This window comes from Methylorubrum sp. Q1, assembly GCF_004683995.1.
GTDB lineage: Bacteria > Pseudomonadota > Alphaproteobacteria > Rhizobiales > Beijerinckiaceae > Methylobacterium.
The window spans coordinates 1-17,464 of the sequence record NZ_SRHQ01000007.1 but is presented as its reverse complement, the minus strand read 5'-3'; the positions used below and the strand labels follow the sequence as shown (position 1 = coordinate 17,464).

The 17,464-nt window shown below is 69.6% G+C and carries 3 protein-coding genes; all 3 read left to right on the top strand.

Annotation, left to right across the window (positions count from 1 at the left end; genetic code table 11):
* Nucleotides 1-217: 217 nt before the first annotated feature.
* The 3 genes from E4V01_RS08530 to E4V01_RS08515 all read left to right on the top strand — a co-directional run bounded on the left by E4V01_RS08530 (nt 218) and on the right by E4V01_RS08515 (nt 16,859).
* On the top strand, nt 218-1,882 hold the full coding sequence (locus E4V01_RS08530; RefSeq protein ID WP_135298063.1) for an integrase family protein: 1,665 nt from the start codon (nt 218-220) through the stop codon (nt 1,880-1,882).
* 791 nt (nt 1,883-2,673) lie between these two features.
* Nucleotides 2,674-11,268, top strand: coding sequence for a hypothetical protein (locus E4V01_RS08520; protein WP_135298062.1), 8,595 nt, complete (start codon nt 2,674-2,676; stop codon nt 11,266-11,268).
* Nucleotides 11,269-11,276: 8 nt separating this feature from the next.
* Entirely contained in the window at nt 11,277-16,859 is a 5,583-nt protein-coding gene (locus tag E4V01_RS08515) for a hypothetical protein (protein WP_135298061.1), read from the top strand.
* Nucleotides 16,860-17,464: the final 605 nt, after the last annotated feature.

Sequence of the window (17,464 nt, the reverse complement as noted above, 5' to 3'; positions counted from 1 at the left end):
ATTGCTTTGATCGGGGATTTGGTGGAGCGGGCGATCGGGATCGAACCGACGACATTCAGCTTGGGAAGCAGAGTCGATCGAGATCCGGAGTTTAGGCGAATTAAATCGAGACAAGTTTATCGGCTTCAAGTCGTTGATCTTCATGTGTTTAGCGATTGTATGAGGGGGCGTATCCCGTAGCATTCTGTTGTACGGGGCCCGTTGTACGGAGGCACCGATGAGCGAGGGCGAAACGAAGGTACGGTTCCAGCCCTGCCCCCCTGTCCGGCTTCCGGCAGCGGGCGACGGAACGAAGGTCGTAATGCCTCTCGAGAGCGTGACCGTGGTGATGACCAACGACATCGTGGTGCAGGCCAAGCGATACGTCGATGGCGGCCGTCTTAAAGGAACGATGATCGAGTGGAGGGACGCGAGCGAACCTGGGCTCGTGCTGCGCCTGCGACCCAAGTCGGCGACTTGGTTCCTTCGCGGCCGACTCAGGACGTTCCGCCTTGGGAGTGTCCAGGACACCTCCCTCTCCATTGCCCGCGAACTATGCCGTGGCGCCGCCCAGGTCGACCGGCTGAAGTCGGACGGCCGTACGTACATCAAGGTGATGAGGGGCGTCCTCGACGCCCGCGGAGGCGAGGCGTTTTACTACGCGAACAATAAGGCGTGGATCGACGAAGAGGGGACCTTCAACGGTCCCGAGGTGCCCATGACCGGAGACGTCTGGACCTTCCACTACCTGCGCAAGGCATTCATCGAGGAGAGAACCGCGGACATGTCCCCCCGCTGGGTGTCCCAGTACGCGGCGATACTGCACAACCCCGCCTTTGAGGCACTGGAAGCGGTAGAGGTGCCGAAGCTCTGCCTCGCTGACTTTACCGCCGCGGAGGCGCGCATGAAGAGCGCTGGAATGCCGAAGTCGATGATCTGGCGGACGGTCTGCCAGACGAAGGCGATGATGGAATGGGCGCTCTGCGAACGGTCGGGTTACTGTGGCTTCAAGGGTGACGAGGTCGCGTGGTGGTCGCGCTGGAAGTTCCGGCATAAGACGGGATCGGTGGAGAGATCGCCGACCGTCTCCGACCTCGCGCGCACGTTGGTGCTGGTCGAGCATCTACGGGACACTACGCCGCCCGGTCGCCGCCAGGTCGCCGCCGGCACAGTTGGAGCGCTGTGGGCCATCGTGCTGACCGCCCAGAGGATCGCGCAACTCGTTGGAACTCCAGCCAACCGCATCTTCGATCTTGCCGAACCGGATCCTGATTGGCGGACGCTGAACTGGACCGCCGACGAGATGAAAAGCGTGCTCGGAAGCCGGCGGCCGCACGCTCTTCCGGTCCCGGAGAAGGGGATCGCGATCCTTGAGGCGTACCGGTCCTATGCCGAAGGCGGAAAGAGCCGGTGGCTTTTTCCGAGCGGCCAGGGCGTCGGACATGTCAGCAGCGCGGGAGTGGAAGGACTGCTGCGACGACTTCGCGGTGTCCGCTACAAGCGCAGGCCCAAAGCCGAGACCCAGCGCCGGACGGGCCGTCGGCCGACGCCGCGAAGCGGGTTTTCGCGGACGACGTCCGACAGCCTCTTCGCAAAGTACGGGATCGAAGAATGGACTCCCCACGATGTCCGGCGGTCGCTCGCGACCTTCCTCGACGAGGAGGAGATGGGCGGTGCGGGCTCGGCAATCCTGGCGCACGCCGACGACCGCAAGACGGACGCGAAGATGGCGGATCGCATGATGGCGGTCACCCGCCTCCATTACAGCAAAGCACAACGCATTCCCTTGAAGATGAAGGGAATGCGCCTTTGGACGGAGGCAGTGTTTGCTGCCTATGAACACGAGACGAAGACATTCGGCGAGGCGTTGCGACAGGGTACGATTGTGCCTCTCGATAGGTAGCTTTAGAGATTCGCCTCCTTTGCGTCTTCGGCTTGAGACGTGGCGGATAACTGATGCGCGAATACGCGTGCTTCTGCTTGCACTCTTGGGCCTGTCGCACTCTCGGTGCCGTCGGCCTTACCCAGCGTGATTCAGCCGTGCTTCAAGCAGATCAAGTTCGGCTCGACCGCACACCTGTCGCTTTACGAGTTTGAGGCGGGTGATTCGCTCCTCAATCTGGCCATTCGACCAGGGCCCGGCCAGCGCCGCAACAACATCTACGGCCTTGATCATCGTCGAGCGACAGCGGCCACGGCTATCTTCGCCAGCCGCCTCGCTCCATCCGGCGTTCGATCCTAAGCTCTCCTCGCTCAAAAAATCAGGGCCTATGCTCGGATAGAATCCCCAACCCCTATTTGATGTCGCTGTTCCGCCATTTCGGGGTGACTTGCAGATAATGCCTTAACGAGTATTGATTTTAATTAATGACATATTTTGTCCGTGCGTGATCGTTTCGATCTGTCGCAACATCCAATTGTAGCAGATGTTCGCGTTACGCCCACCCCCGACGGTCCGGCTGCTCGTTGCATCCTCTCTTGGCTGCATCACCCAAAAATTCCGTAGCCAAGCGGAGAATGATTTGTAATCTTGAGTTTAATCATCTTGGATTCCTCGGCTGAGTCGTCGTCCAAGAGGTGGTGGGGGCGGCGATGACGGCAGACGGAGGAGGCAAGACAAGGCCGAAGCCTGGGTGCGCTCGATCAACAACTGCGCGCGTCACGAGGCGCACAGTCCTCGGCGGCGCGGCCTCCTTGGTCGCCACGAGCGCGATCGGAGCGGCGCAGGAGGAGGCCTCCCCAGATTACCGACTCGCCTATCTGGATGCCGAGCGCCGCGACGCCGTGGCTCTACTCGATGCTAACGAGCGAGTTCACCTGACCTGGCGGACCCGCGACTTCGGTGACAGCGCGGCCTTCTCGATCGACCGCGCGAGCATCCCGCGGATCGAGCTGACCGGCAAGGCCGAGGAAGCCGGGATCAGGGTCCCGCGCAACGGCGGCGACATCCAGGAACTCCGCTACGTCCCGGGCCGGTGGACCCTCACCGTCACCAGCGCTTCGCTGCCCGACCCGAGGGGACGGACGTTCACGATGACGTTTGTCATCGAGCGCCCGACGCCGCAGGCGCCCTGGACAATCCGCCTTTCATCGACGGGGTGGTGGGATGGGCGCGATGACCTGACGTTCGGGAGGATGCTCCTCAATACCTTTCTCGCCCACGACCCCAACGCGCCCGCTCTGACGGGACTTCTGGCCGAGATCCCCGAGCGCCGCGCCGGCCCCGTGCTCAAAGGCCTGTTCGGACCGCGCATCGAGGGAAGGGGGTCGCTCCGCCTGCAACTCAACAGGGACTTCACCTGGCGCCTGGAACCGAAAGACCGGGCGACGGGCGAGTTTTATATCCTGCACGTCTTCCTGACCTTCCGTCGGCTCGACGTGCGGCGCCTGTTCCGAGAGGGCGAGGACAGGGCCACCGGTGCCATGAGGGACACGCTTCTCTTCGACGCGGAAGCGCCGCCGGGGGCCGGAAGGGGCACCACGCTCGGCCTCTACGGGACCGTCGGCGGCATCAAGGCCGAGGATGCGTTTCCGATCCTGGAGCGCCCGCAGGGGCGCGCCCCGGTCCTGGGCTTTGTCGCCGGCAGCCGCGACGGCGCCGGCAACTCGGTAGCGGTGCGCGTGCGCTTCGACGACGCCGTTCCACCGCGTCTCGCGGCAGAGTTGCAGGCGAGGCTGCGCCACTGGGGCGATCCGGAGAGGACCGTCGCCGGCTGCATCCTCCAGGCGAACCGGAAGGGCCGGATCGGGACGGTGGCGGTGGTCACCCGTGAGGCCGGGACCGAGCGCACGGACGCGGCCTTCGAGGTCGCTGACATGGAGATCGTGCGCCAGGGCGAGCCGGGCCGGCCGGTCAGAACCCGGCTCCGCTTCGCCCCCGTTGCGGAGGACCACCGGGTCGCGACGAGCCTTGGCGTCTACGACGTCGCGGCCCTGCCGCCGCTCAGCCCGCGGCCGGGCTCCCCAGGCCGGGTCGAGCCGATCGAGATCGTCACCGCCGATACGGGGGGCGACCGCACGCTGCGGCGCTTCTCGGCGCGCCTCGCCCTGACCCATGCGGCGATCCCGCTGCCCGAGCGGCACGACGAGGCCGACCCCGGCAGCCCTCGCCGGCAGCGGCACACCTCCCGGCTCGACTTCGACGCCGCGGAAGCGTTCTTCCACATCCCGCTCGTCGAAACGCCGCATCCGGGCTCGGCGGACGCGGTCGTACCTCTCGGCCTGCCGGGTCCGGTCCCGAGCCACGGCGAGCTCGCCCTCGACCGCGCCCGCCTCACGGTCATCCGGCCCGACGACCTGCTCGCGCTCAAGTTCCGGTTCGCCGACCTCGTGCTGACTCTGCCCTGGCGCGGCGCCGGCGGGCCGCAGGCGCGCCTCGCCCCACGCGGCGGTCGCTCGCCGGCCCGGGCGGCGCAGCCCGATGCCGGCGAGCGACCGATCCCGTCCCGGGATGGGCGGCCGCTGCTCGCCGTGGAGTTCCCACCGCAGCACGTCTTGGAGCAGGCGATCTTCCGCCAACTCCCCGAGCCTGTCACGTTGCCGGAACTCGTGCCGGCCAAGGACGCGGAAGCGTTCGCAGCTCACTTGGCGCTCCTTGGCCGGCCGAAGCGGTGGCGCGGCCTCCCGGTGGACGGGACGCTGGCCTCCCAGCGCATCGAGGCTCGTAAGGCCCTTCAGGCCCTCAATGACGTCTCCGGCGAGCGGGCAGCCGTCAAGACGCTGATCGAGCGGTTCGCCGAGGAGGCCGCCGCCCGGACACTGCCCAAGGAACAACGGCTCTATGCCGGGCCCGCCTTCCTCGATCCGGATGCGCGGCGGCTCGCCGAGGCGATCTGGCGCGATCTCGTCAGGCCCCCGGTTGAGCCCGAGCCGCTCTGGCCGGATGTGACGCTGCCGCGGGACGTGCGCCAGCGAGTGCTCAGAGAGGCGGGACTCTCCAAGCCCGAGGAGCTGTGCAAGCCCGATCGGGACTTGGACCTGCCCGCCCAGGATGCGATCCTGCGCGAGAAGGACCGTCGTGACGCCGGCTTCGTCGCCTTCCGTCACGCCTATCACCGGCGCTACGAGGCGCTGGTGGCGGGCGACACGGCGCAGAAGCCGGATCCAGCCGCAGCCGATTATCGCGGTCGCGAGTGGCTCACGCGGAACAAGGTTCTGCTAGGTCCGGACTTGCTGCAGTTCGTCAGGGACTCGATCTCCCCCGCGGGGCGGATCCCGCTTCCCGCCGAGGCACGTCTGTCGGGCCCGAGCCGGATCGTATTCCGCATCAATCCCGACGACCACGAGGGCGAGCGGGCGGGAGGAGCGATCCCGTTCTCGCTCGAGGGGCTGACCAACTGGGCCAGCATGGACATGGCGGTGGTGCGCCGGGCGGAACGGCTCATGGCGCTGCCCCTCTCCGGCCGCCTGCCGCCGCGCTGGCAGCGCGAGGTTCTTGCCGACGACGCCGCGATCCTGACCTTCCAGGGCTTCACCCGCGCCGACCGGCCCACACGTGCCGCCGACGCCAAGGATCTGGGGCGAGAGAACCGCGACGTCAGCCGCGTGAGCACGACCGAGCGGCTCGCCGAGGTCTACGAGGCGTCTCGCCACGAGCCGGGCCCGTTCGAGACCGCCCTCGAGCTTCCCGCCCGCCTGCACCTGTCGCCGGCCCAGACGGCGACCTGGAAGACGCCGTCTGCCGCCGTCCAGCGCGCAATTGCGCCGGCCGGGGCCGCTGGCGCGGAGGTCCGGCCGCTCTGGACGGCGAGCCTCGTCGACGTAGGCGAAGACGCGGGCGTGCGCGCCGTCTGGTCACCCGACTTCCGGCCGGCGGCCCTGCTGTCGGCGGACGGACCAGGCTCGCCCCCGCGCGGGCCGTGGAAGCCTTGGGCGATCCGGCGCGGGCTCGGGACGCGCAGCGACCTTGCCGAACTCGAGGGGCAACGCTTCCTCACGGGCCTCGACGCCTACGACCGGCACGAGGTCGTGGCCCTGAGTTCGGTGCACGGCCTGCCCGTCGCCGGGCGCTGGAAGGCCGGGGGGGGCCTCGATACGAAGGGCAGCCAGATCGAGCCGCCGCCGGGCTTCCGCCTTCGCGACATCGAGCGCACCACCGGGGACGGGCAGCTCGCAGGAGAGGACCTGCGGGACTGGACTGCGATCTACCAGCCGCGACCGCTGTCGGTAACGGAGCTGTCGCTCAGCGCGCTGGGCGGGTCGATCAACCTCGACACGACCTTCGTCCCACCGGCCGCCGCGCGCACGAAGGCGGGCAACCTGTTCGATGCCTTCTCGGTCGAGCGCTGGCGCCAGCGCACGGTGCTCGGCCGCGACGTCGTCGTCGAGGTGGTCTATAAGGGCTTCCTGTTCCCGCTTGGCCACACCGCGAGCCTCGTCAAGCTCACCGAGAGGCTGATCGTCGATGCGGGCGACGGCGCGCCGACGGCGGTCCTGATCCAGCGCAAGTTCCTGAAGGTCGCAGACCCGGTCAAGACCTATCCCGCCGAAGGCCAGCCCAACCGCAGCCGGCGCTGGTCCTGCCAGGAGCTCGAGATCCTCACGCTCACGACGCCGGACCTCGTGGATCCCGCCGCGGAGTTAGGAGGGACCGCGGACTGCCCCGGCGGGCCGCTCGAGGTCGAGGACGTCCTGGCTAGCGGGCGGCTGACCTTCACCGGGCCCGGCGCCACCGGCCTCTGCTTCTGGCCCCGGATCGCTGGCCGCGACGGCGCCGAGGTCTGGTTCGAGATGCGGGTCGCCGGCGAGGCCGTGCCGCTGCGCCTGCCACTCCTGTTCGTCGACAACCAGGCCGCCAACGACCCGGCGACCGTTGGGGCTGTGGTGAGGTACTACAACGACCGGGTGCCGGAGGACGGGGCCAAGGCCGGGACCGGGCCGGTCCGCTACCTCGACCGCCGCGGCCAGCCCGTGCGCATGGCCCCCGAAACCACTCCCGGCGACACCACCTACGAGACCGCTTGGTGGAGCGTGAAGGCCGAGGGGCGCGAGAGCCCGGCGCCGCGGACCGGCGATCCGGACACGCCGCAGAACGACCACTACGTCCGCAGCCCCCTGATGATCGGGCGGGACCAGCCGCCCTTCTATCCGCTCGTCGCGGCGGCGTCCTGCCGCCTCACCCAGGCCGAGCGGCTGTCCGGGAGCGGCCCGATCTGGCGGACGGTCGCTTACGATCCGTTCTATGTCCGCGCCGGCTTCGGGGAGGACAACCCGATTGCGGGCGGTGAGACGAAGAACGTCCCGGAAGCATTCCTGATCGTGCGGGACGAGGTCCACAAGCTGGAATTCGCGGGCCGGGGCAATCTCGCCGGCGGCGTCGCCCATCCCAACATGAACATCGTCGCGCTCTCGCGGCGCTACGGGCCTCTCAGCGTCAACGCCGCGCCGCCGAGAGCAGCTCCGCTCCCGCCCGGAGAAACCGCCCCCGAGGCCCGTCCCGTCGCTACCTCCTACCTCACCGCCAACGACGGCAAGAGCCCGTTCGATGCCGGGAATCCGTTGAAGGCGATCCTTCCTGACGACGCCCGCCTGCTCGGGCTCGTGTCCCTAGCGGACCTGCTGAAGGTCGCGGTCGGCCAGATCGCAAACCGGCATCCCGAGCTGCGCGAGGTGGTGGATTACGGCTCGCGGACGCTGCGGGAGGGCGCGCGGGAGGCGCGTGCGCTCCTGCGCGACACGGTGATCCAGCCGCTCAAGGACATAATTACGGCGGTTGAGGCCAAATGGGCCGAGATCGCCGCGCGGCAGGCCGGAGACGGATCGACGACGGCCAGCCTCGGCAAGGCCTTCCCGCAGATCGGCGAGGCGATCGGGGCGCTGCGCGGGAGTCTCGAGAAGTGCCTGAACGCGGGCACGAGCGACGCGGAGTTCATGGCGAACCTCGCCGCCACGCAGGCGGCCGGGCAGCGGCTGATCCGGACCCTCGACGCGATCGCGCAAGATCCGCTCGCGTCAATGTCCGACCAGCAGCTCGGCATCATCCGCGAGCTGAAGAGCCGGTTCGACGCCGTCCTGGCCCTGGTGCGCGGCCTGACGAAAGACCTGAAGTCGCTCCCCGGCCTGCTGCTGGGGCGTCTCGTCGCCCCCCTCGTCGCGGAGGCGGGCGTCGCGGTGCGCCGCTTCCTCGTCACCGTGCCGATCCCGGCGGAGGCGGAGTCGCTGCGCGCGAAGGTGTCCGTGCAGGTGGACTTGGCCGTACGCGGCGCTTTGGCGGAGGCGCTGTGCGTCGGCGCCGTAGCGAATCCCTGCACCGTGCCGGTCGACACGCTGGGCGCGCGTCTCACTGCGCTGCCGGTGTCAATCACGACGAAGCTCGAGGCCGCCGCTAAGGACCTCGACGACGATCCCGATCTGAAAGATGCGCTCAAGCGCCTCGTCACACGGCTGGCCGACACGCAGCTGCCCGCGGCCATCGGGCCGATCAAGGACGCCCTCAGCGGCTTCGACCCCGGCGGCGCGCTAGACAAGGAGCTAGAGACGCTCCGGGGCAGGCTCGAGGAGCGGTTCATCACCCCCGCCGTCGCGCCCCTGCTCCAGGCTCTCGGGGCCGGGACCCTGAGCGCCGCGCCCGCACGCATCGAAGAGTTGGCGCGGATGCTCTCGGGGGACGCCCTCCTCAAGGATCCCGCCGCCTTCCTTCGGGAATTAGGAGCTTTCCTGCCTCCCGTGGCGACGCTCCTCGCCAAGCTCGACGAGTCCGCGCGGATCGGCGAGATCGGCGCTGCGTGTGCCGCCCTCCGGCAAGGCCTGTCGCGAGCGGCCGACGCCGTCCTCCCGAGCGCGGACGACATTGACAGGCTTGCCGGCTGCATCGTGCGCCTGAAGACCTCGACTGGGTCCGGCACCTGCACGGTCACGGCCAGCGCGACGTTCAGCAGCGCCGCCCTCGCTGCGTTGACGACGCTGCAGGAGGCGGAGCAGGCGGCGTCCGGTTCGGATCAGGAGGCAATAAAGCGTGCCCGGGACGCACTCTTCGCTACAGCAGGCGCGCTCGCGGACGCGCTCGCCGGCTTAGCCGATGTCCGTCGTGAGCTCTCGGCCCTGCTGGCGGGCGGTCAGACGGGCTGCGTCGTCTCGGGCGCCGACCTTCCCGCCGCGATGCGTCGCCTCGCAGGCGCACAGAAGCTTCTCGTGCTCGCCGTCATGGCGTTCGGCCGGCAGGCCGCGCAGGCGCGCGAGGCTCTCGAAAGCATGCTCCTCGCCGCCGCTGACCAGACTGCCAAGCGGAAGGCCGGGGAGGCGATCGCGGCGCTGCTGGACTTGGCGGCCGGAGGCGTGCGCACCGTCGCGGCCGTGACGGCAGTTAAGGCGCCGGATGCGCTCGCGGGGGTCCAGGCCGCCCTGAAGGAGGCGGGGGACGCTCTGGAGCCGCAGTTGCCCGCCGTCGCCGGGGAGCTAAAGGCAGCGGCCGGCCAGATCGGCGAGGCGATCCCGCTCGCCAGAACCGGACAGGACGATCTCAAGGATCTCGCCAACAGGCTAGACGCCGCCGCCGACCGGATCCGCACGGCTCAGCCCGCCGCGCTCGCAGATGCCGCGCAGGCGGCGAAGACCGTCCTCGACGGCGTCGCCGCACGGATCGAGAGCCTTCGCAGGACGGTCCTCGCCGTCATCGAGCAGGCCGCGCTCGACCTGCTAACGCGTCTGGCGGCGCAGGGTGAGGCCCGGCTCCAAGACGCGCTCAAGGGGATCGTCACGGCCCTTCAGGCGCCGCTCGACGGCCTCGTCGCGTTCTACGCGGCCGTGACGGTGCGCCGGACCGAGATCGCGGCCGCGGTCGCGAAGGTTCGGGCCGAGACCCCGCTCGTCGACACCCTCCTGCGCAGCCTCGAGACGCAGCTCGGCGTGGACGACCTCTTCGTCGTCCACGATACGGTCGGCGGCGCGAAGCAGGATCGTCTCGCGCGGGAGCAGGATCTCGTGAAGCAGGCCCGCGACGCCGCCAAGGACGGCAAGGCCGTCGCGGTCTTCGCGGCGCTCGACGGGCTCGGCCAGATCTGGGCGGCCCCCGCGCTCGTCGAGTTGGTCGAGCGCTTCGGCCGGATCGACGCGTCGCAACTGCGCGTCGCCCTCGTGCGCGCTCTCGACCTGCGGGCATTCCGTCACGAGATCGAATCCCGCATCCGCGAGCTCATCCCCACCCGCGCCCGGCTGTCCTATGACCTTGGCGGCGAACTCGACGAGTTCCCGAAAGGCGGCAACCCCTTCCTCAAGCCCGAGGGCGACTCGAGGCTCGCGATCCAGACCCTGGCCGAGGTTGACCTGCTCGACGCGGCCACACCGGCGAAAGTCACGGTCACCGGTTCGGTCGGCCCGTTCAAGATCAACCTGATCCCCGGGATCTTCGAGGCGGTGACTATCGGCTTCCGTGGGCTCACCTTCACGGCGGGCACGGGGCGGTCACCGGATTTCGACGTGCGGTTCGGACGGACGGAGATCGGCAAGGACGCGAAGTTCCTGGACGACCTCCAGGCCTATCTCTCGCCGCGCGGGGGCGGGCTCAAGGTCGGGCTCCTGGCGGAGGAGCCCGGGATCGAGGCGGCCTACGGGGTCAATCTCGGCAGCTTCGGCGTCGGCACCCTGAGCTTCTCGAACGTGGTCCTGTTCGCTGGCGCGGAGCTGCCGTTCCAGAACAGCCCGGCCCGCTTCCGGGTCTCGATCGGCCGGCCGGAGGCGCCGTTCCTGATCTCCTCGACGATCTTCGGCGGCGGCGGCTATCTCAGCTTCGTCACGGACACGCAGTCGGGCTTCAGGTCGTTCGAGTGCTCGTTCGACTATGGCGGCGTGTTCGCCTTCGGCTTCGGCCCCTTGAGCGGCAACGGGCAGGTGACGCTCGGGCTCTACGTCAGAATCGGCGCGACCGCGGAGGATTCCGAACTCGGCGGCACGTTCATGGCCCGGGGCTCCGCCTCCATCGCCTGCTTCGGCTTCTCGACCTCGCTCTTCGTGCGCCTGAAGCAGCAGGGGCGCGGAGGGCCGGTCAAGGGCGAGGCGACCTATACCTTCTCGTTCTCGCTCGGCATCGACGACATCGAGTTCAGGGTCCGGGTCAGCAGCGACCAGGGCACCAAGATGGGCTCGCAGCAGGGAACGGGAACGGCCTCGCTTCCCTCCGACCTCCTGCCGCCCTTCGTCCGCGTCGAGTGGGCCGCGATGACGCCCGGCAAGAAGCCCGCAAGCCGAGCTCCGAGGCCGCCGCGCCTCAAGGTCGCCTCGCGGTCGCAGCGCGCCGACTGGACGGGCTACCGCGACTACTTCGATGCCAGCCTCTCCCCCTGCCAACCGATCTGAGGGGCGGCATGCCCGACGACACCAATCATCCCCCCATTCCCGTCGGCGTCGGTGTCCGGATCGTGCCGGCCGGAATCGTGTGGCGGGCTCGGCACCGCTTCCTGCGCGCGGCGCTGATCCTTTCGCCCGTCGCGCCCGACCGCCGGAACATCGGCAGGACGGTCGATCTCCGGCAATGGCCAGAACTGATCGAGCGCGACCTCGCCGGCGCCGATATCGGCAACTTTGCCGAGATTGGCGGGAGCCCGGTCGCCGTCATAGTCGCGCCTGTCGACCGGGAGCATCCTGCTCCCGGCGCGAATGGCGGCGCGGCGCGGCGAGTGCCCGCCATCCGGGCCATGTACCACGACCGCCGCGCCCTTCCGGGTGGCTCCCCACCGGACATCGCGAGCTGGAAGTCCCGGCGCGCGGCCGACGTCACGGCGATCGGAATGCTGTGGCGCAAGCTCCTCGCCCCGGCGGACAAGCCGGAGGACAAGACGAAGGAGTGGGAGGCCCTTGCCCGGGTCATCAAACCGGGCGGTACGAAGTTGCTCGAAGAGCTGAAGGTGCCCGCCAACCCGCCCGCCGGGCCGCCCGACGCGTCGGGCGTGTCGGGCATGCAGCCCGGCGGGACGGCCGCAGAGACCGTCGCGGTGAGCCCGATGGGCCGGGCCGCGGCCGCCCTTGTCCTGTCGACGGAGCGCGCCCGCTGCCTGATCGAGCGGCTGAAATCCTCCAGATCGGCGGGTGCCGCCGCCCCGCGGCCGGTCAACCTCGCCTACGAGCCGTTCGAGCCCCTCGACTGGGGCAGAGGCTGGCCAAGCTGGGCCGGCCCGGTGCCGAGCCTCGTCCGGCACGCCAGTGCCGAAGGGACAGGCGCGCCGGCCGGGCCGCAGGCGCTGCAGGAGCGGCTGCTCGCCGCGGACGTCGCGGCAGCCGCAGAGCAGGCCCGCAGCGCCGCGGCCGGTAAGGCCTCTCCCCGGGATCCGAGCCCCGCGGCGAGCATCATCGAGCGGGCGGCCACGAGGCGCATTGACGAGATCTCCAGGGCCGTCGACGACGCAGTCGACCGCCACGGCAGTGCCACGGTGCACGGGACTCCGCCGCCGGAGCAGCCCGGCAGGTGCCCGCAACTCCCGATCGACGAGCAGGCCCGCGCCCGCCTCCTCGGCATCCAGTCGCAGCCGTCCCTCGCCCGCCTGTTCAATCTCGTCGTTGACGTGCTGATTCCGATCGAGGAGGTCGAGGCGGTGGTCCTCTCCTCCCAGGCCGTCGCGACGCGGGAGGGTATTGCGAACCGGGTGCGCTTCGCGTTCCTCGCCGGCGTGATCGATGCGCTCGGTGCGGAGCGGCGGGTCTGGACTGCCGCCAAGGCCCGCCTCTCGGACGAAGGCGGTCCCGACGTGTTCGCGTGCACGCAGGACGAGATCAAGGCGGCGCTCGAGGCGACCAAGCCCGAGGATTATCGGAATGCGCTGATCGGCGGCGCCATCGAGTTGGTGGACGGCTACCTGCCGCTCGCCGCGTCCGAGACGACGGCGTGCAAGGCCGACTACCGTTTCGACGTCACGTCGATCGATCTGAGTCAGGCTCTGGACCACCGGCGGACGGCCCTGTCCGATCCGGATGCGAAGGGCCGCCAGTTGCTGACGCTGCGCACGGCGGGGCTCGCGCTGCTTGATCACGGCCGGCGACGCGCCGCCACCGGCGCCTTGCTGCGCAGCCTCTCGCGCACCGCGCCGGACGCGGTCGAGATCGTTGACGCCACGGACCTGACGGCGGGTTACCGCCTCGACGTCGGCGTCCAGCAAGGCGGCGTGATCGAGTGGCGCGACTTGTGCCGCCGCACGATTGCGTTCGGCGACCCATCGGACGTGACCCAGCCGGTGATCCGGGACACCGAGTTCGGCCGCCTGCTCGCGCAGGTGATCCCGCTGGCCGCCGACCGGGCGGCCTATGACGGCGCGACCCTCGTGCTGCCAGCGCGACTCCAGCCGGAGGGCAAGGGGCAGCGGGCCTACGTCGACGAGACCGTGGCCAATTGGCTCGGCGCTCCTCTGGGGATCGATCCCGAGGCGGACGAGATCGCCCTGAGGGAAGGCTGCGCGCCGCTGCGCCTGTCGCAGACCTATTCGCTCGCGCCGCCAGCCGGATGGACCGCCGGAGCGGCATGGCAGATTCCGCGGCTGGTGCTCGGTGCGGGCTATTACATGCGCATGCGCGCCGTGCTGGCTGGCGGCATCGTGCGTGGCGGCGGTCCTGGCCTGGGAGATGACGTGGCGCCTCACCTCGCGATCCCGAACGAGACGGCCGGGCCGCGCCGGCACCTGCGCCACGAGCGGATTGAGGCGCCGCTTGTCTCGACGCCCCAGCCGATGCTCGAGCGCCCCCTCGACGGGGTGCGGGACGGGCTGCGGGAGACGGGGACGTCGGTGATCCTGCGCTCGCGCAGGCAGTCCGACGGGACCATGGCGGTTGATCCGCCCCATGCGCGCTCCGTCCGGGTCGTCGTTCCGCCGGGGGTCTCGGCCACGTTCGCCGACGAGCACAAGCAGGCCCTTTCCGCCGTCGAGGCCGTCATCGCGTTCCAGGACGAGCGGGTCGGGTCCTGGATGGGACCGCGCGACGGGATGAGGGACGTCGATTTCGATCACGCCCGGGCCGGCGGCTTCCCGGTCTGGACCTTCGATGCAGGGACGGCCGGGGCCCTCGACGACGGCGTCGGCTTCGGGCAGCCCTTCTCGCCGAAGGCCAATGGCGACAGCGTCTTCCGGCCGCGGACCGTCGACCGGCCGCGCCGGCTGCCCTATCATCCCGACCCGATGGCGGAGTACCTCGTCATCCAAGTCCGGGAGGAGGCAGGCAAGCCTCTAGCGGACAGGCCGCTCGTCGTTCCAGTCCGTCCCCGGGGCGTGACCGCCCCGGATGTCCGACCGGTCGCAATCGAGTTCGTGGCGCAGCCCGTCTCCTCTAAGACCACGACCTCCTCCAAGGGCGACGCCGTCCTCGGGCTTGAGGCGGAAGACGGGACGATGATGCATGCTGACGCGGCGTTGTCCGTCGCGAAGCGCCCTGCCCTCTTTACCCTCGACGCTGCCGGACGCCTGCTGCGTGGGACCCCGCGGGCGGGCGTGAGCGTCGGCGTCTCGCGGGTCGAGGTGAGGCTCCCGCCGGGAACGGTGGCCGACGTCGTGATCTGGTGCCTGCCCACGGCGACGAACCTCGCCCGCCATTTCGACGTCGTCGAGACGGCGGCGCTCCTCGCCAGCTACGATCCGGGGAGTGGCGAGGCCTGCAAGCCGGGCCAGGACTTGGCGCGGACGATCGCCGACCGGATCGGCGCCGGGGAGAGCGAGGTCCGGGCAGCCCTTGACAGGGAGGCGAAGGTGCGCGCGGGCTCGGTCACGACGCTCGGCCAGCGGCAGCTCGAGGGCGCGACGATCCGCGCCGTCAGCGGATTCGTCCACGCCATGGCGACGGCGGCGGGCGCGCCGGAGATCGCTGCCTCGATCGTTATTCGGACGGTGCACGCCGTCGATCAGCCCCTTTCGGTGCCCACCGGCGTTCTGTCCGTGCATCGCCTGAGCACGGCGACGCGAACGGCCGTGCTGGAGCGCGGGGAGGCGATGCCGCCCGCGCCTGAGCCGGGCGAGGCGGGGATCCTGATCGCCGGCACGGTCACGTTCGATCCGGCCACCACGGGCTTCGTCGAGATCGTCGCCGAGGGTGAGAGCCTCGTCGGCGGCCGATTCGATGATCCGGACGAGCGCAAGCGCAGCCTCGATCAAGTCGCGCGCGGGCTGTGGCCGATCGACCCGGCCAGGAACGCGCCCAAGGACCCCCGCGACGTGTACGGATTCTCCGTCGCGCCGGACGACTCGGTCACCTTCGAGCGCGAGCAGGCCGTCCTGCTGCGCATCGATTCGCCGGCCGGGATCTGGCCGTCCTCCGATCTCCTAGAACTGCAGCGAGCGGCGGCCAAGGCGGAGCAGGCTGCCAAGGCGGGGAATGTGGACCGGCTGGCGCTGCGGGCGACGACCCCCTTCGTACTCGCCGACACGCGGGCGCGCCGCCTCTCGCTGACCGTGCGGGTCGGATCGCGCACCGCCAACTCCTTCCGGAACGGCGCGAGCGGCCGGATGCTTGAGGCCGCGAAGACGGTCCTCACCGGCACGGCGCAGACGGTGATTCTCCCGGCCACTAAGGCGCCGGCCCAGCTCGTTCCGCTGACGGTCGCGCCCTCGGCCCGGATCACACCCGCGTCGCGAGGGCCGGGCTCCGCCGTGGTCGTGCGCGAGCCCATGCTGCGCGTGACCTGGCGCCGGCCGGGCGCCACCTCGGGCGCGAACGAGCGGCTCGGCTTGGTGCTCTGGCCGCCTGAGATCCTGAGCGACCGCATCGGCCCAGATCACGATACCGTCGTGCGCGACTACGATGGGGCGGACTACCTGGCCGCTTTGCAGCGGCGCGACATCGACATGCGGGGCTTCTCCGACGCCGATCTCGGTCCCGGCGGCGTCTACGTGACCCGCTGGGGGCGCGACCCGATCAAGAGCGGGCCGGGGCCGCTGGGCTGGCTCATGCCCGCGGATGCCTTCGCGGATCTCGGCACAGCGCCGATCGACAGCCCGTCCGCTCCGAAGGCGCAGCGTTGGGACGCGCTCGCATGCGCCGATGCGGAGGTCGTCTACGTGCCGCGGGCTACGATGCCGATCCCGGGCGGGACGCCGGGCGCTGACGGAACCGGAACCACCATGGAGGTGGCGCTGCTCACCTATCGACCCCGCTTCGATGCCGACCGAGAGGTCTGGTACGCGGACGTCGCGTTGAGCGGCCTCGGAGTGGCCGCGCCGTTCGTCCGCCTCGGCCTCGTGCGCTACCAACCGCTGGCCGAGAGGGTGCTGAGGGTCTCGGAGCCCGTGGTGGAGTGGGCGCAGATCATGCCCGGCCGCCGGGTGGTGGCTACGGCGTCCCGCACAGAGCGCGGCCTCGTCACCGTGACGGTCACCGGTCCGGGCTCCTTCCACGCGGCGGCGGAGCCGGACGGGCACGACGCAGCCCGCCTCTCATGGTGGCGCCAGCGCCCGCTAATGCGGATGACGGTGCTCAGGCGCGGTCCCGACGGCGTCGAGACTCCGGCCCGGCTGGCGGATCCCGATGGTACCATCCGGAACGGCAAGCGGCACCCCTGGGCGGAGCGGACCTTCATCCCCCGGACCCAGGCCGAACTCGACTGCTACCTGACGCGGTTCGACGCCGACAAGCCATGCCCTGACCCGCCTCCGGGCATCCACCTGCCGCTGCCGGACTGCGCCGTCCTCCCCAACCCTGATCGACAGGCGGCGGGATCCCTGTGCTGGACGGGGACGTTCCGGCTCGCGACGGACCCGCTCGACGACGCGCAGGTCGAGCATGTGGTCTTCGTCGAGGAAATCGATGCGATGCGGCCGGCGACCTACGCGCAGGAGCCTGTCGACGAAGGCGCTGCCGACTTCCCCAACGACGATCAACTCGTGCTCTCGGGCCCGCGCTTCGCCGCCCGCGTCGAGATAGGTCCGCATGCAACGGAGGCGGACAATTCTGCCAAACGGGGACGAGGAGCTTCGTGAGCATCCCCGTCCCCGCCTAGTCTCGCGTCCCGACATCCGACAGGAGATCGCCATGACAGGTTACCGCACGCTTGCCGTCATCGTCCTCTGCCTCGCTGCGATTGGCGCCGCCCACGCACAAGGCGCGACTGTACCGATTCAAACCTGTGGCGATCTCGGCACCGACAATCGTCCCAATTGGTGCGCGCGCCCGACCAACGGCGGGCCCATCCAGGGCAAGTCCGGATGCCGAAGGGTCAGTGACACGAAATTCGAGTACATACATTGCTCAGGATCAGTCCATGAAATTTCAGGATCTTCCCTTTGCTGTCTCAGTAGCAGTCAATGCCCCGGTGCAACCTATGTCGGAGATTGTTTGAATTAAGCATTTTCGGAGGGAGCGGGTTCTGCTTTGGCGAAGGCGTCGATCGAGAGGGGAGTGGCTCCTGCTTCGGGGGCCGTACTGTTGGAAAACCGATCGAAGGCGCTCCCGCCCGCGAGCCGCGAGTTTGGACCAGACAGGAGGAACGCTGTGGACCGCATCTCACGCCAATTCGCCTTGCTGGCTTGGCTGCTCGTGGCCCCGATGGCGGGGCCAGCGATCGCCCAGGAGATCAATCTCGGTA

Coding starts and splice junctions, on each gene's coding strand:
- E4V01_RS08530 (WP_135298063.1), top strand. CDS start 218: ATGAGCGAGGGCGAAACGAAGGTACGGTTCCAGCCCTGCCCCCCTGTC.
- E4V01_RS08515 (WP_135298061.1), top strand. CDS start 11,277: ATGCCCGACGACACCAATCATCCCCCCATTCCCGTCGGCGTCGGTGTC.